23 protein-coding genes are annotated in these 24,983 nt (G+C 69.3%); 9 read left to right on the top strand and 14 right to left on the bottom strand.

The genetic code is table 11. The annotated features are described in order from the left end of the window. Positions 1-4 precede the first annotated feature (4 nt). Both ACSC1W_RS15255 and ACSC1W_RS15250 read left to right on the top strand, forming a co-directional pair. Positions 5-784, top strand: a complete 780-nt coding sequence (locus ACSC1W_RS15255) for a PHP domain-containing protein (protein WP_435348414.1) — start codon at positions 5-7, stop codon at positions 782-784. A 64-nt stretch (positions 785-848) separates the two neighbouring features. Continuing rightward, positions 849-1,010, top strand: coding sequence for a DUF6757 family protein (locus ACSC1W_RS15250; protein WP_435348413.1), 162 nt, complete (start codon positions 849-851; stop codon positions 1,008-1,010). A 140-nt stretch (positions 1,011-1,150) separates the two neighbouring features. Here ACSC1W_RS15250 and ACSC1W_RS15245 read toward each other — a convergent pair whose 3' ends face one another. After that, entirely contained in the window at positions 1,151-1,471 is a 321-nt protein-coding gene (locus ACSC1W_RS15245; protein WP_435348412.1) for a tRNA-binding protein, read from the bottom strand. 71 nt (positions 1,472-1,542) lie between these two features. On the opposite strand from ACSC1W_RS15245, the gene ACSC1W_RS15240 reads away from it, so the two are divergent. Beyond that, positions 1,543-2,010: a cupin domain-containing protein gene (locus ACSC1W_RS15240; protein ID WP_435348411.1), complete on the top strand. Its 468-nt coding sequence runs from the start codon at positions 1,543-1,545 to the stop codon at positions 2,008-2,010. Positions 2,011-2,052: 42 nt separating this feature from the next. Further along, a complete protein-coding gene (locus ACSC1W_RS15235; protein WP_435348410.1) occupies positions 2,053-2,448 on the top strand; it encodes a thiol-disulfide oxidoreductase DCC family protein in 396 nt (131 codons plus the stop codon). A gap of 67 nt (positions 2,449-2,515) precedes the next feature. Here ACSC1W_RS15235 and ACSC1W_RS15230 read toward each other — a convergent pair whose 3' ends face one another. From ACSC1W_RS15230 to ACSC1W_RS15215, 4 genes are all read right to left on the bottom strand, one after another. Further along, positions 2,516-3,475 carry a phosphotransferase family protein gene (locus ACSC1W_RS15230; protein WP_435348409.1) on the bottom strand — a complete coding sequence of 320 codons (960 nt, stop codon included), beginning with the start codon at positions 3,473-3,475 and terminating at the stop codon, positions 2,516-2,518. 108 nt (positions 3,476-3,583) lie between these two features. Then, complete coding sequence (locus ACSC1W_RS15225) at positions 3,584-3,751, bottom strand: hypothetical protein (RefSeq protein WP_435348408.1); 168 nt, start codon at positions 3,749-3,751, stop codon at positions 3,584-3,586. Positions 3,752-3,941: 190 nt separating this feature from the next. Continuing rightward, entirely contained in the window at positions 3,942-5,120 is a 1,179-nt protein-coding gene (locus ACSC1W_RS15220) for an MFS transporter (protein ID WP_435348407.1), read from the bottom strand. Between the two features lie 113 nt (positions 5,121-5,233). Next, positions 5,234-6,082: a hypothetical protein gene (locus tag ACSC1W_RS15215; protein WP_435348406.1), complete on the bottom strand. Its 849-nt coding sequence runs from the start codon at positions 6,080-6,082 to the stop codon at positions 5,234-5,236. Positions 6,083-6,212: 130 nt separating this feature from the next. Between ACSC1W_RS15215 and ACSC1W_RS15210 the strand changes: the two genes are divergently transcribed. Next, positions 6,213-6,701 carry a universal stress protein gene (locus ACSC1W_RS15210; protein WP_435348405.1) on the top strand — a complete coding sequence of 163 codons (489 nt, stop codon included), beginning with the start codon at positions 6,213-6,215 and terminating at the stop codon, positions 6,699-6,701. Positions 6,702-6,755: 54 nt separating this feature from the next. On the opposite strand, the gene ACSC1W_RS15205 is transcribed toward ACSC1W_RS15210, so the two are convergent. The 4 genes from ACSC1W_RS15205 to ACSC1W_RS15190 all read right to left on the bottom strand — a co-directional run bounded on the left by ACSC1W_RS15205 (position 6,756) and on the right by ACSC1W_RS15190 (position 13,827). Next, positions 6,756-7,919: an acyl-CoA dehydrogenase family protein gene (locus ACSC1W_RS15205; RefSeq protein ID WP_435348404.1), complete on the bottom strand. Its 1,164-nt coding sequence runs from the start codon at positions 7,917-7,919 to the stop codon at positions 6,756-6,758. 60 nt (positions 7,920-7,979) lie between these two features. Next, positions 7,980-8,795 (bottom strand): DUF8054 domain-containing protein, encoded by an 816-nt coding sequence (locus ACSC1W_RS15200; RefSeq protein WP_435348403.1) that lies wholly within the window; start codon positions 8,793-8,795, stop codon positions 7,980-7,982. A 126-nt stretch (positions 8,796-8,921) separates the two neighbouring features. After that, positions 8,922-9,629 carry a type 1 glutamine amidotransferase gene (locus ACSC1W_RS15195; protein WP_435348402.1) on the bottom strand — a complete coding sequence of 236 codons (708 nt, stop codon included), beginning with the start codon at positions 9,627-9,629 and terminating at the stop codon, positions 8,922-8,924. Positions 9,630-10,134: 505 nt separating this feature from the next. Further along, the gene (locus tag ACSC1W_RS15190) at positions 10,135-13,827 is read right to left on the bottom strand and encodes a PAS domain S-box protein (RefSeq protein WP_435348401.1); all 3,693 of its coding nucleotides are present in this window, start codon (positions 13,825-13,827) and stop codon (positions 10,135-10,137) included. 251 nt (positions 13,828-14,078) lie between these two features. On the opposite strand from ACSC1W_RS15190, the gene ACSC1W_RS15185 reads away from it, so the two are divergent. Continuing rightward, on the top strand, positions 14,079-14,399 hold the full coding sequence (locus ACSC1W_RS15185; RefSeq protein ID WP_435348400.1) for a DUF7344 domain-containing protein: 321 nt from the start codon (positions 14,079-14,081) through the stop codon (positions 14,397-14,399). 125 nt (positions 14,400-14,524) lie between these two features. On the opposite strand, the gene ACSC1W_RS15180 is transcribed toward ACSC1W_RS15185, so the two are convergent. Beyond that, the gene (locus ACSC1W_RS15180; protein WP_435348399.1) at positions 14,525-15,304 is read right to left on the bottom strand and encodes an alpha/beta fold hydrolase; all 780 of its coding nucleotides are present in this window, start codon (positions 15,302-15,304) and stop codon (positions 14,525-14,527) included. A gap of 105 nt (positions 15,305-15,409) precedes the next feature. On the opposite strand from ACSC1W_RS15180, the gene ACSC1W_RS15175 reads away from it, so the two are divergent. Further along, the gene (locus ACSC1W_RS15175) at positions 15,410-16,612 is read left to right on the top strand and encodes an HD domain-containing protein (protein WP_435348398.1); all 1,203 of its coding nucleotides are present in this window, start codon (positions 15,410-15,412) and stop codon (positions 16,610-16,612) included. Positions 16,613-16,691: 79 nt separating this feature from the next. On the opposite strand, the gene ACSC1W_RS15170 is transcribed toward ACSC1W_RS15175, so the two are convergent. From ACSC1W_RS15170 to alaS, 4 genes are all read right to left on the bottom strand, one after another. Beyond that, the gene (locus ACSC1W_RS15170; RefSeq protein ID WP_435348397.1) at positions 16,692-17,564 is read right to left on the bottom strand and encodes a DUF4013 domain-containing protein; all 873 of its coding nucleotides are present in this window, start codon (positions 17,562-17,564) and stop codon (positions 16,692-16,694) included. Between the two features lie 98 nt (positions 17,565-17,662). Beyond that, the gene (locus tag ACSC1W_RS15165; RefSeq protein ID WP_435348396.1) at positions 17,663-18,280 is read right to left on the bottom strand and encodes a DUF4013 domain-containing protein; all 618 of its coding nucleotides are present in this window, start codon (positions 18,278-18,280) and stop codon (positions 17,663-17,665) included. A 364-nt stretch (positions 18,281-18,644) separates the two neighbouring features. Next, on the bottom strand, positions 18,645-19,388 hold the full coding sequence (locus tag ACSC1W_RS15160; protein WP_435348395.1) for a DUF4013 domain-containing protein: 744 nt from the start codon (positions 19,386-19,388) through the stop codon (positions 18,645-18,647). Between the two features lie 51 nt (positions 19,389-19,439). After that, positions 19,440-22,220 (bottom strand): alanine--tRNA ligase, encoded by a 2,781-nt coding sequence (gene alaS, locus ACSC1W_RS15155; protein WP_435348394.1) that lies wholly within the window; start codon positions 22,218-22,220, stop codon positions 19,440-19,442. A 255-nt stretch (positions 22,221-22,475) separates the two neighbouring features. Between alaS and ACSC1W_RS15150 the strand changes: the two genes are divergently transcribed. Further along, positions 22,476-22,982, top strand: a complete 507-nt coding sequence (locus ACSC1W_RS15150; protein ID WP_435348393.1) for a TspO/MBR family protein — start codon at positions 22,476-22,478, stop codon at positions 22,980-22,982. A gap of 117 nt (positions 22,983-23,099) precedes the next feature. After that, positions 23,100-24,983, top strand: coding sequence for an ATP-binding protein (locus ACSC1W_RS15145; RefSeq protein ID WP_435348392.1), 1,884 nt, complete (start codon positions 23,100-23,102; stop codon positions 24,981-24,983).

Below are 24,983 nucleotides of genomic sequence, written 5' to 3'. Positions count from 1 at the left end.
GCGTATGGTGTATGCGGACCTCCACGTCCACACGACGAACTCGGACGGGACGATGACTGTCGACGAGGTGCCGGCCGCTGCCGACCGGGCCGGCGTCTCGGTCGTCGCCGTCACCGACCACGACCGGCCGCACCCGGACCTCGACGACCCGGTCTCCGAGCGCGACGGCGTCACCGTCGTCCACGGCATCGAACTCCGCGTCGAGGCGGGCGACCAGCGCGTCGACCTGCTCGGCTACGGCGTCCGCCGGACCGACGACCTGCTCGGACTGGTCGACCACGTCCAGACCGACCGTGAGCAGCGCGGACAGGCCATCATCGACTGCGTGGAGGACCGCCTCGGCGTCGACCTCGGCATCGAGGGTCGGTCCGGCCTCGGCCGGCCACACGTCGCCCGGGCGGTCGCCGACCACCCGGACGCCGACCACGACTACGGCGACGTCTTCGAGCACCTCATCGGCGACGACTGCCCGTGCTACGTCCCGCGCGACGTGCCGTCGTTCGACCGCGGCCGCGAGGTGCTGGACGAGGCTTGCGGACTGCTCTCGCTCGCACACCCCCTGCGGTACCCCGACCCCGCGTCCGCCCTGGAACTCTGTGCCGACCTCCCCGCGGTCGAGCGCTACTACGCGTACGGTCACAAGGTGGACGAGTCGCCGGTCGCACGTGCCGTCGAGGAGTACGACCTGCTCGTCACCGGCGGGAGCGACGCCCACGACGACAGCCTCGGCCTCGCCGGCCTCGAACGCCAGGAGTACCAGCGGGTGGTCGAACGCCTCGGCTGACGGTTCGGCACGGCGAACGTCCGCGAGCGTAGCGTTCAAATCACTTCGCCGCCAAGGGGGTCGCATGAAGTGCCACTACTGCGACCGGGATGCCGCCTTCGCTGCCGAATCCGACGGCATCAAGGTCGGGCTCTGTGAAGAGCACTTCCGCGACCGTCTCGAAGACCTCGCGGAGGCCGACGAGCTACAGCAGCTCAAGGAGAAGGTCGACGTCGACCGAACGTAGCCCGGTCCGCCGCTTCTCGTTCGTTTCCCCGTCCGTTCGTGTTCCACGCTCCAGCGTCCGCTACGCCCAGCGTCTCGGGTTCTTCGACCGGTCCCCGGACGGCGGGGCCGTCGTGCTCTACCGCCCGACTCAGCCCCGACTCAGTACAGGTCACCGCCGACGGGCACGTCCTCGTCCGGGACGACCAGCACCGGGTTGCCGTCGTCGCCGGGCACGCCGACGGTCAGCGCCTCGGACTCGAACCCGGCGATGCGCACCGACCCGAGGTTCGTCGCGGCCAGCACCTGCCTCCCGACGAGGTCCTCGACGTCGTGGTGGTAGCCGAGCTGGGCGGCCGACTGCAACCGCTCGTCGCCGAGGTCCAGCACGAGTTTCACGAGTTCGGGCTTGTTCGCTTCCGGGAACGGTTCCGCCGAGACCACCTCTGCGACGCGAATCTCCACGTCGAACGGGCCACTCATGCCCGACCGGACGCCCCCGGGATACCTAAATCGTCGCCTCCCTTTTTGCCCGCTCCCGTCCACCCACACCCATGGAGAAGGTGACCATCGACGCGGTGGACTCGTGGATGGGTCCGGCCGACGTGAAGCGCTCCCTGACGAAGCCCCTCGGCACGACGGACCTCGCCATCAACTACTACGAACTCGCCCCCGGCGACAGCCTCGGCTTCGGCTACCACAGCCACGAGGACCAGGAGGAGGTGTTCTACGTCCAGTCCGGCACCGTCACGTTCGAGACGGAGGGCGACGACGTGCCCGTCGCCGCCGGCGACGTCGTCCGGTTCGGCCCGGGCGAGTCACAGCTCGGCACCAACGAGCACGACGAGCGCGCCGTCGTGCTCGCCATCGGCGCGCCCCAGGACCCCGGCGAACTGCACATGGTCCGGGAGTGTCCACGGTGCGGCGAACGGACCGAACAGGACATCAGGCCGACCGAGGAGCGCGACGCCCTGCTCACCGTCTGCGTCGAGTGCGGGGCGGAGACCGGCCGGTTCACCTGACCCGTCCGTCCTTTCTTGACGCACGCCCGCCTACCGTCACGTATGGAACAGCGCCCCACCATCGTCTACGACGACGACTGCGGGTTCTGTACGTGGTGCGCCGAGTACGCCCTCGCCCGGGGCGCGTTCGACGTCGTCGGGTTCTCGGACCTCACCGACGAGCAACGGGCCCGACTGCCACCGAACTACGAGGAGTGCGTGCACCTGCTCGTCGGCGACCGGGTGTACTCCTGCGGTGCGGCCACCGAGGAGGTGCTGGCCCGCCTCGACTCGCCGGAACGATTCGCGGTGACGGCGTTCCGGGTGCTCCCCGAGGACGTGCGACGGTCGGTCCGGGAACCCCTCTACCGGTGGGTCGCCGGACATCGCGACTGGTGGGGGAGGGTCCGTCGGCGAGAGCCCCCGGCGGGGGGCCGAGGGAACCGCGATGGAAAGTAGACGCGGGCTGACGTTCCGGCCCCGTCGTAAAGTCGGATTCGCCACCGGCGGTGGTTGCCCCTTCCTCCTACGACGGTCCGGCCAGTTCGTCGAGCGCGTCGAAGACGAACTCGCGCATCCACTCGGCGCGTTCGCGGGTCGTCTCGGCGTCGTGCTGGTCCTGCAGGTAGAGGCTCCGTAGGTACGAGACGGTCAGGACGGCCTCGTACACCCGTGCCCGTCGGTCGAACCCGTCCGAAAGCGGGCGGACGGACTCGTACCCCGCCCGGAACGCCCCGGCCGCGCAGTCGCCTGCGTCCGAACGGAGCGGGAGCAGCGTTCGCCAGACGTCGTACGACGGTGGGCCACAGAGCGCGTGCTCGAAGTCGATGACGCAGGTCACCCGCCCGTCGGCCGTCCCGACGTGGTCGGGCAGGTAGTTCCCGTGGCAGAGGACGGGTTCGCCCGTGCCGTCGAGGAGGGCCGGCCGTTCGCGCAGGCAGTCGACGGTCGCCCGGGCCACGTCGCCGTGGCCGACGCGGTCGAGGTAGTCCCCGACGTCGGCGAGGTGGGCACAGACCGCGTCGACCCAGTCGTCGTGCGTCTCGACGCCGAGGCCGGGCCCGAGCGTCCCGTCGGCGTCGACCGTGCTGCCGACGAACCGCCCGTAGCTATCGACGGCGGCGGTCGTCTCCCCGTGCAGGGTCGCCAGTCCGGCACCCATCGTCCGGGCCGTCGCGTCGTCGAGGCTTGCCGACTGCGGGACCCCGTCGTGCCAGCGCGCGACGAAGTGGTCCCGACCGACGGCGAGGACGTCGGGGACCTGGACCGCCGTCTCCCGGTCGACGAACTGGAGGACGCGGGCCTCGGTCGCCGGATCGCCCTGGGGCCCGGTCGCGACCTTGCAGACACTGCGCGTCCCGTCGACGGTCACCTCGTACGTCCGGTGTGGCGGAACTTCGTGCAGCAGTCCGCGAACCTCGTAGCTGTCGAAGTGCGATTCGAGTGCGTCTCTGGCGGCCGAGTCGCCGCCCGTCGTTCGTGTCATGGGTTCTCCGCCGCGTGACGTGCGGCGACCGGTGTCAGCACTGCGCGGTGCAGCAGCTACCACCCGGAGAATGCACGCGTGAACGTGCTCCGTCCGGGGACAAAACCCTTACTCCTCGCAGACGAGTTCGAACCCTCCACAGTCACGGCGTATCCGACGCCGTCGAGGAACGACGTGGCGTCGTCGTACGTCCGGTCCGGGCGGTCGGTCGACCCGGCCGTCGAGCGTGGCGGCCTCGCGGACCAGTTCGAGGAGGTCCTTCGTCGCCACCGCCACGGTCGCACCGTCGGGGACCGAACCCAGGTCGACCGTCGTCGCAGTCGGTCTGCTTCCGTCAACGGAAGTCGCCGTCGGTGAGACAACCGGCGACCGCGGCAGCGAGCACCGCAGTGCCGGCCTGGCGGGCGTCACTGCGGGAGCACACGCGTCGACCGTCACGCTCGTCCGGTGAGTGCTTCGTCGGGACTCAGTAACCCAGATCGAACGCCCGGTTCACCACGAGTGCGAGGAACACCAGCGAGAGGAGGGCGACGAGCACCCCGATGGCGAAGACCCAGCCGAAGAGTTCGGCGAACGTCCCGGTCGCGACCGACCCCACCGACCCGACGACGCCGTAGACCGTCCGGACGAGGCCGAACCCGGCACCCTGCTCGGCCTCGGCGAGTTCGTCCATGAACCGCGGCAGGAGTGCGCCGCCCCACCCGAGGCCCGTCCCGACGAGCAGGACTGCGACCGCGAGCGAGAGGACCCCCGGGACGGCCACCAGCAGGACGAACCCCGACGCGGCGAGGAGCATGCACCCCGCCGTCGCGACCTGGCGGCCGAACCGGTCCGAGGCCGCACCGACGCCGACCTGCGTGACCGCCTGGACGACGAAGTACGCGGAGAAGACCGCCCCGGCCAACGTCTCCGACTGGTCGCGGTACTCGACGAGGAACGTCGGCAGGAACGACGCCGTCGCCTGCCAGACGAACGCGCCCCCGACGGCCAGGCAGACGGTGAAGGCGATCTTCCGCCGCGAGAGCAGTTCGACGAGGGGGCCGAGTTCGAAGCGGTCGCGCATCGGTTCGGTCGGTCGCCGAGGTTCCGTCGGGTGGACGCGCCAGGCGAACAGGACGAAGATGGGAACCGCGACGAGGGCCCCGAGCGCGACAGCGGGCCGCCAGCCGTACCGGACGCCGACCCAGGCGGCGACCACGGGCGCGACCAGGCCGGCGGCCGGCCCGCCGGAGTTGTGGAAGCCGATGGCGAACCCGAGGTCGTCGTAGGTCCGCGTCAGGAGCGTCGCGGCGACGCTGTAGTGGAGGCCGGCGACCGCACCGAGCAGCACCGTGGCGAGAACGAAGACGGCGAACACCGGTGAGAGGGCGAGCAGGAGGCTCGCGACGGCCGTCCCGCCGACGGCGAGGAGGATGACGGGTCGCTCGCCGTACCGGTCGGCGAGCACGCCGCTCGGGAACTGGGCGGCGAAGTACGACATCCACATGCCCGTGAGCGCGAGTCCGACGAGCGACTTCGAGACGTGGAACTCGTCGGTGATGAACGGAACGACGGGGCTGATGACCAGTCGGCCGGCCATCGTCGCGAAGAAGGCTAGCGTGCTCAGGATGAGGACCGTCTGTCGGTAGCGCCACGCGAATCCCATTCTACTCGGTCACCGGCGTCGTCACAGTACCTACTCGTCACCGACGTCGCTGTAAGAGGCCGTCGGTTCCGGCGGCCAGTGCAGGGTTCGACGTGCGGTCGCGCGGTCCCCGGTCAGGCAGTCCCGACCACCGCGACGTTCGCCACCGCGCCGACGGTCACCACGTAGTCCACCCCGGCGAGCGCGCTGGCGAACTCGTCGGCGACCGACGGAGTGAGCCCGACCGAGCCATCTTCGATGGCGGTGGAGACGGACCCCTGGAGATGCCTCGCGAGATGGTCGTCGGTCACGGTGACTACCTGCGCGTCGGACGGCGGGTCGGCCGGGTCCAGGCGGAGCACGTGGTGGGCTGCGCTGTCGCCCACGAGGACCGTGATTTCGTACGTCTCGTCGGCCGAACGGACGTACCGGTTCCGTTCGAACGTGTACGCCGCCGACGGTTTCTCCTCGTGCATCCCGACGGCATACGACTGGCCGGAGACTAGCTGTTCGGCGATGTCTCTCTCCGTGTCGGTCAGATCTGTGACGTACACGACCCCATCGGCCTCGTCGACCTCGCTCTCCGGCACCCTCTCGGGTCGGTACTGGTAGCTCGCCTCACCGGCGAACGGGACGCGTCTCGCGCTCGGGTCGTAGGTCCCGTCGCCGAACTGTACGTACTCGAACCCGCCGAACGGGAGTGGCCCGTCGTGGTCGATGGGGCCGTTCCAGTCGAGGTCGACGTGGTCGTCGGCGACCGACGCTTCGTGCAGCAGGTTCAGGAGAGCCTCCGACGCCACCACGACGGTCGACCCCGGGGGGACCGTTTCGGGTCGAACCGTCGTCGCGGTCAGGTGGGGTGACTCGTCGATGGTAGTCGGGTCGGTCCCGGTCGCCGGACCGCCGGTGTCCGACAGGCAACCGGCGACCGCCGCGGCCAGCACCGACCCCCCGGTCTGGAGGATTCGTCTGCGGGAGGGCATAGCCGTGGCTTCCGCGCCGACTGGTAAGTGCTTTGTCGGGAGGACCGACACGAACTTCCACGACAGAACTTTACTCGGGGCTGAGTAAACGTTTCGCCATTTTATTGGCTCCGGGGACGAACGAGTAGCTATGCAGACGAGCACAGCCCATCAGCAGACGCAGAACGGTTTCCAGACAGTCTTCGTCGCCCTCGGCTCGGGCGACGCGAACCGCGTCGAGCAACTCGCCGAGAAGACCATCGACCTGGCCGGACCGTCCGGCGCACGCGTCGTCCTCGGTCACGTCTTCACGAGGGAGGCGTACCAGGAGCGCCGCGAGGCGCTCAACTTCGGCCCCGATTCCGAGGTCACCCCGGACGTCATCGCCCGCCGATTCGGGGTCGTCCGCGACCTGGCCGACGCCCTCGAGGCGGCCGACGTCGACCACGAGGTGCGCGGCGCGCTCGGCGACTACGGCCAGGGCATCGCCGGACTGGCCGAGGAAGAGGGCGCAGACCTCGTCGTCGTCGGTGGCCGCAAGCGCTCGCCGACCGGCAAGGCCGTCTTCGGCAGCACCGCCCAGGAGGTCATGCTCTCGGCGCACTGTCCCGTAACCTTCGTCCGCGGCGACTCGGCGTAAGCAGGAGTCTCGCCTCGACGCTGCCACGCGAGCGACCCCGTCGATTACGTCCCCTTACTCGAACGCCGCGATTCCGGTCAGGTCATGGCCCAGGATCAGCGTGTGGATGTCGTGGGTCCCCTCGTAGGTGTAGACGGTCTCCATGTTGGCCATGTGGCGCATCGGCGAGTAGTCGCTGGTGATGCCGTTGCCGCCGAGCATCTCGCGGGCGACGCGGGCCTGGTCGCGGGCCATGCGGACGTTGTTGCGCTTGGCCATCGAGACGTGCTGCGGGCGCAGGTCGCCGCGCTCTTTCAGGTCGGCGAGGCGGTGGGCGAGCAACTGTGCCGTCGTTATCTGGGTCGCCATCTCGGCCAGTTTCTCCTGCTGGAGCTGGAAGCTCCCGATGGGCTTGCCGAACTGCTCGCGGTCGGTGGCGTACTCCCGGGCCGTCTCGAAGCAGTCCCGGGCCGCGCCGACCGCACCCCAGGCGATGCCGTACCGGGCCTGCGTGAGACAGGAGAGCGGTCCCTTCATGCCCTCGACGCCGGGGAGCACGTTCTCCTCGGGCACGTACACGTCGTTGAGGCCGAACTCGCCGGTGATGGAGGCCCGGAGCGACAGCTTCTCGGTTATCTTGTTGACCGAGACGCCGTCGCGGTCGGTCTCGACGAGGAAGCCCCGGACCGGGTCTCCCTCGCTGCTCTGGTCCCGTGCCCAGACGATGGCCACGTCGGCGATGGGCGCGTTCGTTATCCACGTCTTCGACCCGTTGAGGACGTAGCCGTCGCCGTCTGCCTCGGCCCGGGTCTCCATGGCGGAGGGGTTCGACCCGTGCTGGGGTTCGGTCAGGCCGAAGCAGCCGATCTTCTCGCCGCGACCCATGTCGGGGAGCCACTCGTCCTTCTGGGCCTCGCTGCCGAAGGCGTGGATGGGGTACATGACGAGTGCGCCCTGCACGCTGGCCATCGACCGGAGACCGGAGTCGCAGGCCTCGAGTTCCTGCATCAGCAGGCCGTAGGCCGTCTCGGAGACGTTCGGCAGGTCGTAGCCGTCGAGGTTCGGGGCGTAGAAGCCGAGGTCGCCCATCTCGGTGATGAGGTGGGTCGGGAAGGTGCCCTCCTCGTAGTGTTCGGCGATGTCCGGGCGGACGCGGTCCTCGACGAAGTCGCGGGCCGTGTTACGTATCAGCCGTTCCTCGTCGTCGAGGTCGGATTCGAGACCGACGTAGTCGAGCATACTCTGGCTCTGACCTACGCGCTTAAAAAATACTCCTACATCCGTCCGAGCAGTGCCGACTCAGGCGACGCGCTGTTCGAGCACGCGCTCACCGCTGTCCGCACAGACCAGCGCGACGACGTCGTACGAGTTACAGCAGGACTCGACGGTCTCCTCTTTCATCTCGACGGGACCGCCGTCGGGGCAGTCGTCGAGGAACACGCGGAGGCCGTTGAGGATGCGCCCCCGGGCGATCGGGTCCAGGTCCGCCCACGCCTCGCGGTCGAATCCGGCGAGTGCGCGCCCGCCAGCGACGTCGACCCGGAGCGCGGTCCGCGACGGCCACTCGCCGGCCCGGCGCCCGTCGCGTTCGAGCAGGACGGCCTCCTCGCGGAAGTTCAGGTCGTACTCCCCGTCGTCGAGGCCGAAGACGGCGCGCACGTCGTCCGGTCCGACCGCGCCGGTGTCGGCGAGTTCGTCGTCCCACTGGTCGCCGAAGTCGGCGGCCAGACAGAGGTCGTCGACGTCCGCGCAGGGTTCGAGCACCCCCGCTTCGGTGAGGAACGTCTCGGGGTCGACCTCGCGTGTCTCTCCCGCCCGGGGCACGGAGTGGTCCGGGGCCTTGCCGAACCACGCGAGCACCCGTTCGGGCATGTATCGCTTCGTCAGTTCGGGCGTCCCGGGGACGAGGTAGCCACGGAGCCAGATGCTCGCGGCCGAGAGCGCGACGACGGCGACGGCCGCACCGGCGGCCAGCGTCGCGCCGGCGGCGGCGGAGACGGCGGCCCAGACGACGGCGGTCAGCCCCAGCGCGATGAGACCGTTCACCGTCGTACACGGCCAGCAGCGGTTCTCTCCGGTGTACTCCGGTTGTCGAACGTTGGACAGGACGTTCATCGTTTGCTATACAGACGGCCCCACTCGTTTAAATGTATTTTCGACGCGGCACCGTCGGCGTCGCTCCCGAACCGACGGCGACGGGAGGCGGCCGGTACGCGTTCGTGAGGCGGTTCGTGGCGTACCTCAGTCGGTCGCCGACTCCACGCGACCGCCCCGGACGGACTCGACGTACGCGACGAAGTTGTCGAACAGCGGTTTCGCCTCGCAGGCCCTGGCGTAGTTCTCCTCGGTGATGTCGTCGACGACGGCGGCCTTGCGCTCGTCCGCCAGTTCCTCCTTCCCCTCGGTCACGACGCGGGCCGTCTCGGTGTCGTACTCGGGGTGGAACTGCACGCCGAAGACGTGCTCGCGCCGGAAGCCGTGGTTGCCGTACTCGTTCGCCGCGATCTCCTCGGCACCCTCGGGGAGTTCGACGACGGCGTCGGAGTGCGTGGTGAACACGGTGAAACGGTCGTCCAGTCCCGACAGGAGGGGATTCTCGCCGACGCGCTCGACCTCGCGGTAGCCGATCTCGTACTCGCCCATGGGTGCGACGCGTCCCCCGAGTGCGTCGGCGAGCAACTGGTGGCCCCAGCAGACGCCGAGACAGGGAATCCCGCGGTCGGCGGCCCCGCGGACCCACTCGCGAGTGGCCGCTATCCACGGTTCGTCCCAGTACACCGACGAGCGCGACCCGGTGACGACGACGGCGTCGAAGTCGTACGTCCCCGGGAGGTCGCCCTCGGTGACCGGGAACTCGGCGACGTCGGCGTCGAGTTCCCGGCGGAAGTTGCGACGGGTGTCCGCATCGTCGTGTGCAGCCAGCAGCAGCGCGATTCGAACGCGACTCATCGTCGAAACGAAGTGGAGCCATCGTCAAGTGCGTTGCGCCCCGGCAAGCCCTGCCGTCGTCGCTGACGCCCGAAATCGGGCGACTAGCCTAGTCTGTTAGGGGCAACCGATACACCCGTGCCGGTCCAAGGAACGGATGCGTCGTACCGCAGAACCGACGCACCGCTGCACCCACCGCACCGCCGTCCGCCACACCGCACCACCCGCTGGCTGTACCCACCGTCCGCTGCGTCGCACCCGCAGCGAACACAGGTCGCATCCATCCCCCCACTGGCTGCACCTGCACCGCACCGCACCACACCCACTGCACCACGCCAAGCAACCTGCTGCCGCCGCCCGGCCGACGTGCCACGCTGGTTTCGTCGGTTCGCCGTCGGTAGAACAGTGCGGTCTGGCGGACCCTGTCGCTTTTCGCGGTGCTTCATCGTATACCACCCACGCCCGACGGCGGACGCCCGCCGCTACCCGGACGTGGAACTGCCGCTACCCGGACGTGCAACTGCCGCTACCCGGACGTGGAACCGGCGAGGACGGATTCGAGCAACCGCTGGTGTGCCTTCCGCAGTAACTGGTGGAACGTCGGCGGCGTGATGTCCATCGAGTCCGCGACGTCCTGGCCGGAACTCTTGCGCGGCCACTCGAAGTACCCCGAGTAGAACGCGGCCTCGAGCGCCGTCCGCTGTCTGTCGGTGAGTCGCTCCGAGAGCAACTGGATGGTCCCTCTCGTGTAGCCGGTGTCGCGGGAGACCTGGCGTCGGCTGACCAGCTGTGCCCCCTCGAAGGTGTCCTGGACGAGTTCGATGACGCCACGGACGTCCGCGCTCGTGGCCAGGTGAATCTGGATGTGGTAGTCGCCGTCCCTGATGGCCGCCTGCTCGATGTACCCGCCGTGGTCGGTGATGGCCGCGAGTATCGGCGGTTCGACCATCCTGAGTTCGAAGCGCGTGCGGTCCTCGCTCTCCTCCAGTACGGTCACCTCTCGCAGGTGCGGACGCTCCTCGACGAGGGCGTCGAGCGTGTCCAGCATCCCGTCTCGCTCCGTGCCGTACGCGAGGTACGTGTCGTCGCCGGCGGGGACCCAGCGTTCGAGGGTCAGCAACCCGTCGGTCGCACACGACGTCTCCAGGCCGTCGAGGTAGTCCCGCACCGCGAACTCGAGTTCGACCACCTCGTCGCTCAGCAGGGCCCGCTTGCGTTCGACGGCGGCGATGGCGTGACCGACGACCTCACCGAGGTGGCGGACGACGGCCTCCTCGTCGCCGGTGAAGGCGTTCCGCCGGTCGGTGGCGACGTTCAACACGCCGTAGAGCGTGCCGCCGTAGGAGATGGGGATGGCGGCCCAGGACTCGACCTCGCTCCCGCCGTCGGGCCAGAGGTCGAACCTCGCGTTCGGAACCGTCTGTGCCGTCTGCAGTTCCCGCGTTATCGCGGCCATCCCGGCCGGGCACGCGCTGACCTCGTCGTCGGGGTCGACCGATATCGTCGTCTCGGGCGGCCCGTCGACGCCGACGCCCGTCCGGAACTGGAGCGAATCGCTCTTCGAGTCGACCTCGCCGGTCCACGCGAACTGGTAGGAGTCGGCTCCGGCGAGTCCCTCACAGACGACGCGCTCTATCTCCTCCCTGGTCGACTGCTCGATGACCGCGTCGGTGATGTCCCGGACGACGCGGCTGAGGTCGTTGAGCACGACGAGGTGCTCCCGGTGGCGTTCGATGGCCCGTTCCCGCTGTCTCCGTTCGGTGACGTCGCGGACGACGCCGACCGACCCGGCGTAGCCGTCGTCGGACCCGTTCAGCGCCGTGAACTTGCTCTCGGCGAGGACGCCGTCGCCCTCGTCGCGCGGAATCTCGGCCTCGACGACGGCGTGGTCGCCCTCGCCCCCGGCGAGTTCCTGGGACAGTTCCGAGGCCAGTCGGGATATGTCCTCGCCGACGACGTGTGAGCAGTGCGCGCCCAGCAGTTCCTCGCGCGTGTACCCGGTCAGTTCCACGTAGGCGTCGTTGACGAGGACGAAGCGGTACTCGTCGTCGAGGACGTAGATGCCGTCGTCGACCGTCTCGATTATCGTCTCGTACCGTTCGAGTTCCCGCTGGCGCTCGACCCGGTCGCTGACGTCGCGGACGACGCCGACTCGCCGGGCGTCGTCGTCGTCGGACACCAGGGCGAACCGCGTCTCGGCCTGGAACGACTCGCCGCTGTCGGTCTCTATCTCCGCCTCGACGGTCATCCCGTCGCGGTCCCCTGACCGGAGCGAACGTTCGACTGCTCGACCGGCCTCGACGACGTCCTCGTCGAACACGTCGGAGATGGGGGTGCCGACGAGGGCCTCCGGGGAACGGCCGATCATCGCCGCGAACGCATCGTTGACGAACCGGTAGCGGTTCTCGCGGTCGACGACGTAGATGCCGTCGTCGACCGTCTCGATGATGCGCTCGTACTCCTCGAGTTCCTGCTCGCGCTGCTTGCGCCCCGTGACGTCGCTGAAGTACACCGAGAGGCCGCTCTCCGACGGGTACACCCGGAACTGGAGCCAGATTTCGAGCGGCGGGACGTACTCCTCGTACGACACCGACTCCTGGGTCTCCATCGCCCGGCGGAGCACGTCGCCCATCACGAACTGGTCGTCGCCCTCGAACGCGTCCTCGAGGGCGGACCCGAGCAGGTCCGACCGGTCCTCGTCGAGCAACGCGGCCGCGCGCTCGTTGACGTACGTGAACCGCAGGTCGTCGTCGAGTGCGTAGAACGCGTCGTCGATTCGCGCGAACACGTCCTCGAGTTCCGATTCCAGTTCTGACCGTCGGCGTTCGAGGCGCCGGGCCTGCGCCTCGAGTTGCGTCACGTCGGTTATCGAGGCGACGACGCCGACGCCGTCGTCGAAGGTTATCGGTGCGGTGTCGACGGAGAGCCACCGGGGACGGCCGTCGTCGTTCTCGACGGTGACTCGCTGGTCCGACACGCGTTCGCCCGTCGCGAGGGTCCGCTGTGCCGGTCGCTCCGCGCTCGGAATCGGGTCGCCGTCCCCGTCGCGGAGGACGATGTCGTCGAGCTCGTAGTCGGCAACCGCCTCCTCGTCGAGGTCGAGGAGGTCCGCGAACCGGGTGTTGACCCGGTCTGCGACGCCGTCCGGGCGGAAGACGGCGATGCCGTTGGGACTGTTCTCGAGGATGGAGTCGAAGTGGTCGCGCTCTCGCGCTAGCTCGCGTTCGCGTTCGCGTCGCTCCTGCAGGTCGCGGACGACCATCACGTACCCCGTGAGCGACCCCGCGCCGTCGTGGATTCCCGAAATCGTCACGTTCGCGTAGACCCGCGACCCGTCGGCCCGCCGGTACCACTCGTCGTCCGTCACCGCCTCGCCGGAGGCGGCCTCCGCGAGCGCCCGGTCTGGCACGTCCGCCTCCCGGTCGGCCGGCGTGTAGAACGTCTCGACGTGTTCGCCGAGGGCCGCATCGCGGTCGTACCCGGTTATCGCCTGCGCCCCGTCGTTCCACGTCTGGACGTGACCGTCGGCGTCGAGCGTGACGATGGCACACTCGTCGACCGAGTCGACGAGCGTCCGGAACGTGCGTTCGCTCTCCCGGACGACGGCGTCGGTCCACGTCTCGTCGGTCAGTTCGACGACGATACCCTCGACGGCGTGGTCGTCACCGACGTCGCGACCGTGTTCCCACAACCACCGTACCTCGCCACCGGCGTCCTCGATGCGATACTGGGTCGTGAACCGCCCCGTCTGTTCGAGTCCCTCGGCGACGTCCTGCCGGACATGGGCGACGTCGTCGGGGTGGACGACGTCTTCCTCCCAGTCGACGGCCCCAGACGCCACGTCGTCGGGGTCGTACCCCGTCACCCTCGCGCAGGCGTCGCTGATGTACGTTACCGTCCTCGTGCCGTCGAATCGTGCGCGGTAGCCCATCCCCGGCAGGTCGGCGGCGATGGCGGCGTAATCGACCGGCGCGTCCTCGGACCCCGCTCCCAACGCTGCCGGCCGGACGGGTCGCCACCACACCCGGCCGCGCGCGCCGACCTCCTTCGACTCGATGTAGCCGTGGTCGGCCAGTCGTTCGAGTCTGCTGTAGGTACTGCGTCGCCCTACGTCGAGGTCTTCCGTCACTTCGCTCGTCGTCAGTGGCGTCCCGGGACGAACCGACTCGAAGACGCCGAGTGTCTCTCGGAGTGCGTCAGTCAGTGCCACAGTACTCATTGCACACATGGGGGGTTCCATCCTATTCAAGACTCCGTCGACGGAATCAGGAATCCGGTCGACAGGCGTCGCTCTCCGGTCACTATCTGAATCGCAGACGGCGAGCAGTCGTCACGACTGGAGCGACGAACTGGCGCCTCCCCCGGTCGACCGGGACCTAATATATGTTAAACAGGCCTTATCGGCGGCAGGTCCCAGTGTCCGGGTACACTCCGAATCGCGCTCTCGACTTCGATTGGAGGTGACTCAGCATGGCAGACTCACGAACCGACGACGCAGACGAACAGGAGTCGGTCCACGTCTCGACCGAGGACCGACACAGGATACTCGCCGACCAGCGCCGCAAGCACGCCCTCGAGGTAGTACAGTCGAGGCTCCCGCCGATACCGCTCTCCGACGTCGCCCGCGAGGTCGCGACGAAAGCGGACGACGTCCCCTCGCAGCGCGCGGTCGAGATATCGCTCCACCACCGCCATCTCCCGCTCCTCGACCGGATCGACGTCGTCGACTACGACCGGGACGGGAACCGCGTCACGGCGTGTCGCGCGACACTCGACCAGCTAACTGTCTAGCCTCCCGCCCCGGACGTGGCCACAGATACGTCCCGAGTCGTATACCGGGGTGGTGCCCCTCGGGGGCCGGCACCCCGGATTCGCGGTCGTCGAGGCGACGGCGGCGACGTCGTCGTCGTCGACCCCTAGTGCTCGCCCGTCTCGTCGTCGAGGAAGCCCCGGAGCGCGTCGTTCACCGGTCGGGAGCGTTCGACGCCGACGAAGTGCCCGGCGTCGGGGAACGACCGCAGTTCGCCACGGGGAAGCCCATCGGCGAGTCGCCGTCCGGCCCCCGCCTCGACGAGTTCGTCCGCGCCGCCCGCCACGACGAGCGCCGGCTGGTCCAGTTCGTACAGCGGTCTCGCGTCGAACCCGTCGACGGCGGCGCGCTGGTACCGCCACGACTCCTCGTCGGCGTCCTCGTCGCATCGCCACCGGGCGATGCCGTCGCAGACGTCCGGGTGGTCGGCGCGGAACCCGTCGGAGAGGACGGCCGACAGCGTCTCGCGGCAGGCCGCCTCGTCGCCGGGGTCGGCGAACATCGGGTCGGGGTCGTACTCGTCGCCCGTCGCGGCACCGCCGAGGAGCGCGAGCGTCCGCACCCGCCCGGACTGTCGGGCGTAGTGGAGCGCCACCATCGCGCCCAGGCCACACCCGACGAGGTGGACCGACCGGGTGCCGTGGGCCGACAGCACGGCGTCCAGGTCGTTGGCGAGGGTCGCGACCGAACACGGGCCGGCCGGCGGGTCCGACCGGCCCGTCCCGCGCGTGTTCCACACCAGCGTCTCGTAGGGACCGGCGAGGGCGGCGTGCTGCCAGCCCCAGAGCCACGCCCCGCACCCGACGTCGGGCACGAACGCGACCGTCTCGCCGTCGCCGTCGGTCTCGTAGTACAGCGTCGTCCCGTCCCGGGTCGTCGTCGGCATGGGCGAACCGAGACGTCGGCACGGGAAACCGTTCACGGATGGTGCCGGCCAGCGAGCCCGAGAGATTCGGGTTCCTTTTGGCTCGCCGACGAGTGTACTCGGCCAATGCACGCCATCAAGGACAGCGTCCACGACTACATCGAGGTGTCGGGCGTCGTCGCCGACCTGCTCGATACGGCGGCGATGCAACGGCTGCGTCACATCAAGCAGCTCTCGACGGTCCGACTCGTCTACCCGTCTGCGAACCACACGCGGTTCGAACACTCCCTCGGCGTCTACCACCTCGCCCGCCGGGCCTGCGACCACCTGGACGTGGAGGGGTCCCGCGCCGAGGCGGTGCAGGCCGCCGCCCTGCTCCACGACGTCGGGCACGGCCCCTACGGGCACCAGACCGAGGGCATCATCCAGCGCCGACTCGGCCGGCACCACGACGAGGTCCACGACCTGCTCTCCGGCGAGGAACTCGCCGCCGTCCTCGAATCCCACGGGCTGTCGACGGACGTGGTCGCCGACGTCATCGACGGGCAGGGCGAACTCGGCCAGCTCGTCTCGGGCGAACTCGACGTGGACCGGATGGACTACCTCGTCCGCGACGCCCACCACTCCGGGGTCCCCTACGGCACCATCGACCAGGGACGACTCCTCCGTGCGCTGACGTTCATCGACGGCGACCTCGCGCTGGCCGAGGGGAACCTCGCCACCGCCGAGTCGATGCTGGTCGCACGGGCGCTGATGAACGCGACCGTCTACCGCCACCACGTCTCCCGCATCGCCGGCGCGATGCTCGAACGCGTCTGCGAGCGCCTCCTCGACGGGACCGACCTCACCGTCGAGCGGTTCGCTCGCATGACCGACGACGAACTCGTCGCCGAACTCCATCGGCACGACGACACCGCCGACGTGGCCACCCGCATCGCCGAACGCGACCTCTACAAGCGGGCCGTCTGGGCGGAACTCGACGACGTCCCGGACCGGGTCGTCGACGCCGACCACGAGACGGTCCGCGACTGGGAGCACGCCGTCGCCGACGCTGCCGACGTGGCCATCCAGGACGTCCTGCTCGACGTGCCCGGTCGCCCGTCGATGCCGGAATCCTCCACCCGCGTCGTCGTCAACGGCGAAGTCCGCCGACTCCACGAGGAATCACCGCTCGTGAAGGGCCTCCAGGCCGCCCAGTCGGTGCAGTGGCGACTCGGCGTCTACTGCCCGGAGGCGAACGTTCCGGCGGTCAGAGACGCCGCCCTCGACGTGCTCGACCTCCCCGAGGCGGGCACCCGTCCGTCCGGGTCGCGCGACTGGCCGTCGTAGTGCGCCCGTTCGCTGGCAGGGAACGCGCTCGAATCGCTCCGTCGCTGTCCGCTACAGCACTGGCTCTTGCGCGAACGTCTCAGAAGCCGTTTCGCTGGTCGGCCTGCTCCGTGGGTTCGAGGACGCCGTCGCGTGCGCCGGCGTAGTAGACGAACCCCCAGTACGCACCGGTGGCGAGGAACGAGAACGCCCACCCCCACGCCAGGCCGACCAGGAGCGCGAACGCGCTGACGGCCGTCACGATGCGGAGGACGACGACGAGGGCGACGAAGACCAGCAGGTGCTTCACGTAGTATCCGGTGAACGCGAGGTCGAGGGCCCGACTCGACGTGAACGTCGTCGCGACGCTCCCGGTGACCGGGTAGACGGTGAGGACGGCGGGGAACAGGTACGCGCCGACGAGGCCGAACGTCGCTCCGACCGCCGCGTGGAGTTCGGTACCGACGGCGTAGGCGAGCAGCCACCCGAGGCCCGCCAGCGTGAAGACGACGACGTAGCCGACGCCGTCGGTGAGCATCTGTCCGTAGTCCTCGAACGCCGGCTGGTCACGACCCTGGGCAGCGTGGCGGGTGAGTCTGAACAGGTAGCCGAACAGGAACACGAGCGGCGTGAACAGGAGGAGGGCACTCCCCAGGGTCAGCAGTCCGGCCTTCAGCACCGGCCCCACACCGCGCTGGAAGGGATAGGTGACGGCGAATCCGAACGGCCCCTTCCGGTCGAAGTCGAACGGGGCGACGTCGGCCCGGGGGACCCGGCGACTGCTCGCGTAGTCGCGCCGTCGGCGGTGGCCGAACCGGTCGGCCGACTCGCGGCGACGCGACGGCCGAGCGTCGAAGTCCCAGGAGACGTCGTCGCGGGTCCGCCGACCGTCCCACGTCGTGACGCGCTGTCCCCGGCCATCCGGGCGTTCCGGGTGTCGACGCCGGTCGCCCGTCAGGTCCTCGTCGCTCATCGGTTGCTCCCTCTCGCGTACGGGGCGGACGCACGGGCCCACATCGAACTGACACGACGGAGGTACGCGGAAAAAGCCTTCCGGCGGTCGTCGGCCGGTTACCCGTCCGCCGGGAGCGGATCGACGACGCCCTCGTCCAGGGCCGTGCCGTAGGCGTGGCCCCAGTAGGCCGCCGACGGGACCGCCGCCAGCGGCGCCAGGAGCAGTCCGAAGGGCACGAAGAACAGGGCCACCAGACCGACGACGCCGGCGATGACGACGACCAGGACGTAGGCGACGAACCGGAACAGGTAGTGACGGGTGAGGGCGAACGAGAGCACCCCGTCGACGGCTGCGGCCGGTCCGACCGCGCCCGTCGCTGCGAGGGCGGTCACCGACGCGGGCGCGAAGTAGCACCCTGCGACGGTGAACGCACCGGCGAGGGTCACGTCCACCTGCAACCCGGCGTAGACCAGCGCCGCGACCGCGCCGGCGTACCCGACGAGTCCGACCGACGCGGCGACCCCGAGCACCAGTAGCCCCCCGAGGTCCTCGTACTCCGGCGGTTGCTCCGCGCGGGCGGCCGCCCCGGCGAGTCGGACGAGGTAGCCGACGACGAACGTCGCCGGGACGACGAGGAACGAGAGCAGCGAGAGTACCATCGTCAGCACGACGGCGGTTCCCCCGCGCCCGAACGGGTACCTGAGCGCGAACGAGGCGGCGTTCCCGTCGAACACTGCCGGGTCGACGCCGTCGTAGCCGGTCGGTTCGAGGGTCCGGCGCGGCTCGTGGTCGTACTGGCGTCGACCGAGTCTGTCGGCCCACCCGTCGGTCGGTCCGGGACGCGGGCGGTCGCGGCGGTCGCTCGACGATGGCCGTTCGACGGGTCGCCGGGGAGTGTCGGTCCCGCCGTGTGGCCACGACGCATCGGCCGCCCGTCCGGCATCCTCGCCGTGGGGCCACTGCCCCTCGTCGGCCCGGCCCTCCCGGGGGTCGCGGCCGGGACTCAGGGTCGGTCACCCCGGTCCGGGCGCGGCGACGTGGCGTCCCTCCGTACCATGGTTCGGACGACTCGTGTCTGGAGGAAAAACGTTCTGCCCGTCAGAACTTCGCGGTCCGGTCGTGTTCCCCGGGGTGGCCCGGGGGCGTGTCAGGACCGAACTCGCTCGGTGGCGGGACGATTCCCCGCTCGGCGGCCCGGTAGTAGGCGTAGCCCCAGAACGACCCCTGTGCGAACGCGAAGAACGCGGCGACGAACAGCGGGCCGACGATGGTGACGATGGAGACGAGGTAGACCACGTTCGCGACGACGACGAGGACGAGGTAGACGAGCGTCGCCTTCACGTAGTACCCCGTGAACGCGAAGTCGGTCACGACGCCGCTCGTGAACGTCCTCGTGACGCTCCCCGTGACGTAGTAGCCGGTCTGCAACGCCGGGACGAGGAACACGAGCAGGAGGTACAGGACCAGGACGACGAGGCCACCGGCGGTGACGAGGGCGTCCGACTCGACCGCCGTCCCTCCGAGGACGAACGTGGCGTACACGCCGGCGAACAGCAGCACCGGCGGGAGCAGGACCGCGAACAGTTTCAGCCCCTCGACGAACAGGTCGCCGACGTCGACCAGTTCCGGCTGGGGCCACCCGTTTGCCGCACTGCGGCCGAGTCTGGCCTGGTAGCCGAGGAGGACGAACACCGGGAGGACGAGGATGCTCAACAGGACGAGGAGGCCGCCGACGAGCGTCGGCCGCCACCCGACCGTCCGGGGATAGCCGACGGCGAACTCGAGGAGGCCGTCTCGGCCGAACCGATCGCTGTCACGGGTCGACGCGTTCGTTCGTGCCATACGGGATTATCGACGGTCTCTTTGAAAAAACCGGCCTCGGGGGTCCCGTCCTCAGTGGTCGAGGACTGCCTGGAGCACGTCCGGCGCGTCGTCGAGTGCGTCGTCGAGCGCGGTGGCGTCCGGACCGCCGCCCTGCGCGAAGTCCGGCGGGCCACCGCCGCCGCCGCCGACCCTGCTGGCGAGTTCGCTGACGACCGCACCGGCGTTCAGGTCGCTGCCGTCGGGGACGGCGACGACGAACTGCGCGCCGTCGAGTCCGGACCCGAGGACGGCGATCTTGCCCTCCTCGACCAGCGCGTTCGCCGTCGCCCGGAGTTCGTCCATGTCGGCGTCGACGCGCTGGATGACGGCGGGCGTCCCGTCCACGTCGACCTCCTCGACGTCGGCGGACCCGGCCGCACGGACCTCGGCGAGTTGCTCCTTGAGGTCCTCGATGGTCTTGCCCCGGGCCTTCCACTCCTCGAAGAAGCGCTCGGCCGTGTCGGGCACCTCCTGCGGCGAGACGTCGAACACCTCGGCGGTGTCGTACAGCGCGTCCTCGGTCTGCTGGGTCGCCTGCACCGCGGCGTCCCCGGCGGCGAAGTTGATGCGCTCGACGCCGTCCTGGACGCGCTCGCTCGTCAGTATCTTGATGACGCCGATGTCGCCGGTCCGGGCGACGTGCGTGCCACCGCAGGCCTGGACGTCCTCGGCGACGTGGATGAGGCGGATGTTCGTCCCCGGTGGGATGCCGCCCTGGTACAGGTCGAACCCGTGTTCCTCCTCGGCCTCGTGGCGGTGGGGCCACTCCTGTTTGACCGGCGTGTTCTCCATCACCAGTTCGTTCGCGTAGCGCTCTATCTCCCTGACCTCCTCGCGGGTGATGCGCTCGTAGTGGTGGAGGTCGATGCGCGAGGACGCGACGTCCTTCTGGGCACCGGCCTGCCGGATGTGCTCGCCGAGCACCTCGCGGGCGGCGTGGATGATGACGTGGGTCGCCGTGTGGTTGCGCATCAACTGCTTCCGGCGGTAGGTGTCGAGCTGTCCGCGGACGAACTCGCCCTTGCCCGGGTCCTCGTCGGTCCGGTGGAGGATGACGTCGCCGTCGAGCTGGACGTCGGTCACCTCGACGGTCACGTCGTCCGTCGAGAGCGTGCCGGCGTCGGCCGGCTGGCCACCTCCCTCGGGGTAGAACATCGTCTGGTCCAGCACGACGTCGTAGCCGTCGTCGCGCTCGAACACGTCGAGGACGACGGCCTCGAACTCGGTGCGCTGCTGGTCCTCGTAGTAGAGCCGTTCGGTGGCGGGCAGGTCGTCGAGTCGGTCGTCCGCGTCTTCCCCCTCCTCCTCGAACGCCTCGGCGCCGTCGTGGCGCTGGGCGACCAGGGAGTAGAAGTCGTCGGGGACGTTGACCCGTGCGCCCTCCTCGTCGGCGATCTCTTCGACCATGTCCGGCTGGATGCCGTGGCTGTCGTACAGTTCGATGAGTTCGCTCGTCGGAATCGGCTCGGACTTGCGGGCGTACTCCTCGGCGAGCTGGCGGACCTTCCGGCCGCCGCGTTCGAGCGTCTCGTGGTACTTCTCGACCTCGTTGCGGACTATCTCGCGGATGGTGTCCCGGTTCTCGTAGCCCAGGCGCTTGGCCTGCATGTCGACGAGTTCGTCCAGCGGTGCGTCGACGCCGACGGTGTCACACAGTCGCTTCGTCCGCCGGAGCACCATCCGGGCGAGGTAGCCCGTCGAGACGTTCGACGGGACGATGCCGTCGCCGAACATGTACGCGAGGGTCCGGCAGTGGTCGGTGATGGCGTAGATGTCCTCCAGTGGCTCCATCAACTCGACGAGGCGGTCGGCCTCGACGTCGAGTTTGTCGGCGATGGTCTCGCGGGCGGCCTCCATGTCCTCGGCCTCGTCGATGTCCATGTGGCCGGCGAGCTTGGCGGCCCGGTGGACGAGCTGGGCCTCGTCGTCGTCGAGTTCGACGCCGGCGTTCTCCTTGAGGAAGGCTATCATGTCGGGGTAGACCGCCTCGTACACCGTCGGCGTCCCCTGGGACATCCAGGTCCACCGTTCGAGACCGTAGCCGGTGTCGACGATGTACGTGTCCATCGGCGAGTAGCGGTTCCCGTCCTTCATCTCGTACTCGCCCTCGGGGTCCTGCTCCATCGACATGAAGACGAGCGTCGCCAGTTCGGCGCCCCGGTAGATGACCTCGATGGCGGGGCCGGCGTTGCCGCCGCCGACCCACGGGTCCTCGATGTAGGTTATCTCGTCGAGGTTCGCGCCCAGCGACTCGAACAGTTCGTCGCAGTACTTGACGGTCTCGTCCTTCCAGTACACCTCGCCCTGGTAGGCGTACTGGTCGGGGTCCTCGATGTCCTCGCGGGCGTTGAACGCGTGGTGGGCCATCATCTCGAACGCCATCGTGTGACGGCCCGTCTTGCCCACGTTGTCGATGTCCTGCATCCGGATGCAGGGCTGGCTGATGCACAGGGGGTTCGCCGGTGGCGGCGTCTGACCCGACGTGACGAGTGGCTGGAAGTCGTAGATGGACGCCTGCGTCAGCAGCACGTCGTCGCGCCAGCGGTTCGCCGCCACGGGGTACGGCTCGATTCGCTCGTGGCCGTGGGCCTCGAAGAACGACAGGAACGCCTCTCGCATCTCTTCGAGCGTGTAGGCCTCGTCGAACCCCGGGTTGTCGATGAAACTGTAGTCCTCGCAGGGGGGTTCCCCGCACGTCTCCCGGTCGTGGTCGCGCGTCCAGAAGTGGGCGCCGCAGTCGACGCACTCCCGTCGCACGAACCCTTCCGCCTCGAAATAGTCGAGGCGATACTCCGATTCGAGCTCGCTCATTCGTACCCCACAGTGACCGTCCGGGCGGTAAAACAGTTCCGCAACGCCGGTATCGGGCGATTCTGGCAGGAACCGGCGGGCACGTGCGACCACCTCCTCGCAGGGGCCAGAACGGGTGTCCGGGCAGACTGTAACGTTAGTTGACAATACTACCCGTGAGACATATTACCTCGATTGTATCTCGTGGCCGCCGGGGCCCACCGACCTAACTCGTTCGACCAACGCCTTTCGGTCACTCGTGACGTAGGACTCCCCATGTCGACCGAAAACGGTGGGTTGCTCGACCGGCCCGACGGCGGCGAGTTGCTCCGCATCCTCGGGTTCGTCCTCCTCGTGAACGTCGTCGGCGCCGTCCCGGCGGTCCTCGGCGGCCCCGACACGGCGTGGTTCCAGTCGCTCGAGAAGCCCTGGTTCTACCCGCCGGGGTGGGCCTTCGGGGTCGTGTGGACGTTGCTGTTCACGCTCATGGGCATCGCGCTGTACCGGGTCTGGTCGGCGGGAATCGGCGACCGGACGGTGAAGGTCGCAGTCGGGACGTTCGCCCTCCAGATGGCGTTCAACGTGGCCTGGACGCCGGCGTTCTTCACGTTCCAGCGCCCCGACCTCGGCCTCGCGATAATCGTCGTCCTCTGGGTGCTCGTCGTCGCCACGGTCCGCGCGTTCGACCGGGTCGACCGCACCGCGGCGGCGCTGCTCGTCCCGTACCTGGCGTGGGTCAGTTTCGCGGCGGTGCTCAACTACGCGATATGGGCCCTGAACTGACGCCGACTGTCACGTGCGAACTGCTGTCGGGCGGCAGGATTAACACTCCCCGACTACTATTCACGGGAAGTGAGAGACGACGAGAGACCGGGAGGGTACCCTGCCGCGGAGACCGCGGTGGGACCCGTCGCAGTCGTCGCGTCCCACCCCGAGCGGCGCGAATCGGTCGCCGACGCCATCGACGGCGAGTGGCCGGTAGAGACGCTCGCTCCCGGTGACTCGCCCGGCGACGACTGCTCGTGTCTCGTCGTCGCCGAGGACCCGACGTCCGCCGACGCCGTCCGGACGACCGTCGGTGCTACCCTCGCCCCGGTGGTCGTGTTCGCGGACGCCGACCCCGTGACCGTCTGCGACGAGGTGGACGCCGACGGCTTCGTCCGCGACGACGGGCGGTCCGGGACGGTGACCCGTCTCGTCGACGAAGTCGCGCTCCGCATCGTCGACCAGAGCGACACCGTGACGGCCCTCCGGGAGACCAACGCGAAGATAGAGCGATTGCACGACGTCGCGGTCGAACTGGCCGCCTGCGACACCTCGGCGGCCGTCGGCCAGGTGACGGCCCGGGTCGCCGAGGAGGTACTCGACCTCGACCTCGTCGGCCTCTACAGCGCCCGCGACGGCCACTTCGTCCCGGTGGCCGTGTCCGACGCGATGGCCGACGCCGGGGACGTCCCCGCGGACGGGTCGGCGACCGACGAGGGAATCGCCGGCGAGACGTTCCAGTCCGGCGACTCCGTCGTCGTCGAGGACGTCAGCACGCTCGAAGACGACGGGCCCGGGGACGACCACGAGTACAGGTCGGTCCTCTCGGTACCGGTCGGCGACTTCGGCGTACTCGTGGCCTGGTCGTGCCAGGTCGACGCCTTCGACGAGCGAGACCGAGAACTCACGGAACTGCTGGCGACGCACGTCGCCCAGACGGTCGAGCGCCTCCAGGCGGAGTCCGACCTCCGCCGGGAACGCGACCGACTCTCCGCGCTGTTCGAGAACGTGCCTGACCCGGCGGTCCGGTTCGCGTACGCCGACGGCGCACTCCGCGTCCAGGAGGTCAACCCCGAGTTCGAGTCGGTGTTCGGGTGGTCGAACGAGACGCTCGTCGGCGAGGACATCGACGAGTACATCGTCCCCGAGGGGTTCGAGGACGAGGCCGCGGCGCTGAACGAGAAACTCGTCGCCGGGGAGAGCCTCAACGTCGTCTCGAGACGGACCACACGGGACGGCATCCGCGACTTCCTCCTGCACGTCGTCCCGTTCGAGCGCGGCGAACGGAGCCTGCAGGGCTACGCCATCTACACCGACATCACCGAGGAGAAACAGAGACAGCGCGAACTCGAACGGCAGAACGAGCGCCTCGACGCCTTCGCCAGCATCGTCAGCCACGACCTGCGGAACCCGCTCTCCATCGCCGAGGGCTACGTCAACCTGGCCGAGGACTCCGGCGACGAGCGGTACTTCGAGGAGATTCGCTACGCTCACGAACGGATGAACACCCTCGTCGACGACCTGCTCACGCTGGCACGCCAGGGCGACGTCGTCGGCGACCCCGAACCGGTCGACATCGGCGCGGTGGCGACGCAGGCCTGGGCCGGCGTCCAGACCGGCGACGCGGAACTGTCGGTCGTCGACGACGTGACCGTCGACGCCGACCGTGCACGCGTGGTCGAACTCCTCGAGAACCTCTTCCGGAACGCGGTCACGCACGGCACGAGTGACGACGTCCCCGGCCGCCGGACCGAGGGGTCGCCGCTCACCGTCACCGTCGACCGCCTCCCCGGGGCCGCCGGGTTCTCGGTCGCCGACGACGGCAGGGGCGTCCCCGCCGAGGACCGGGAGCGCATCCTGGAGTCCGGGTACACGACCAGCAACTCGGGGACCGGACTCGGGCTCTCCATCGTCCAGGAGATCGCGGACGCTCACGGCTGGACGGTCACGGTCGGCGAGAGCGACGAGGGCGGCGTCGAGTTCCGGTTCGAGACCGCCGCCGACGTCGAGACGGGGTGA

Source organism: Haloarchaeobius marinus (genome assembly GCF_051207415.1).
Lineage (GTDB): Archaea > Halobacteriota > Halobacteria > Halobacteriales > Natrialbaceae > Haloarchaeobius.
This window is presented reverse-complemented; position numbering and strand designations above follow the sequence as displayed.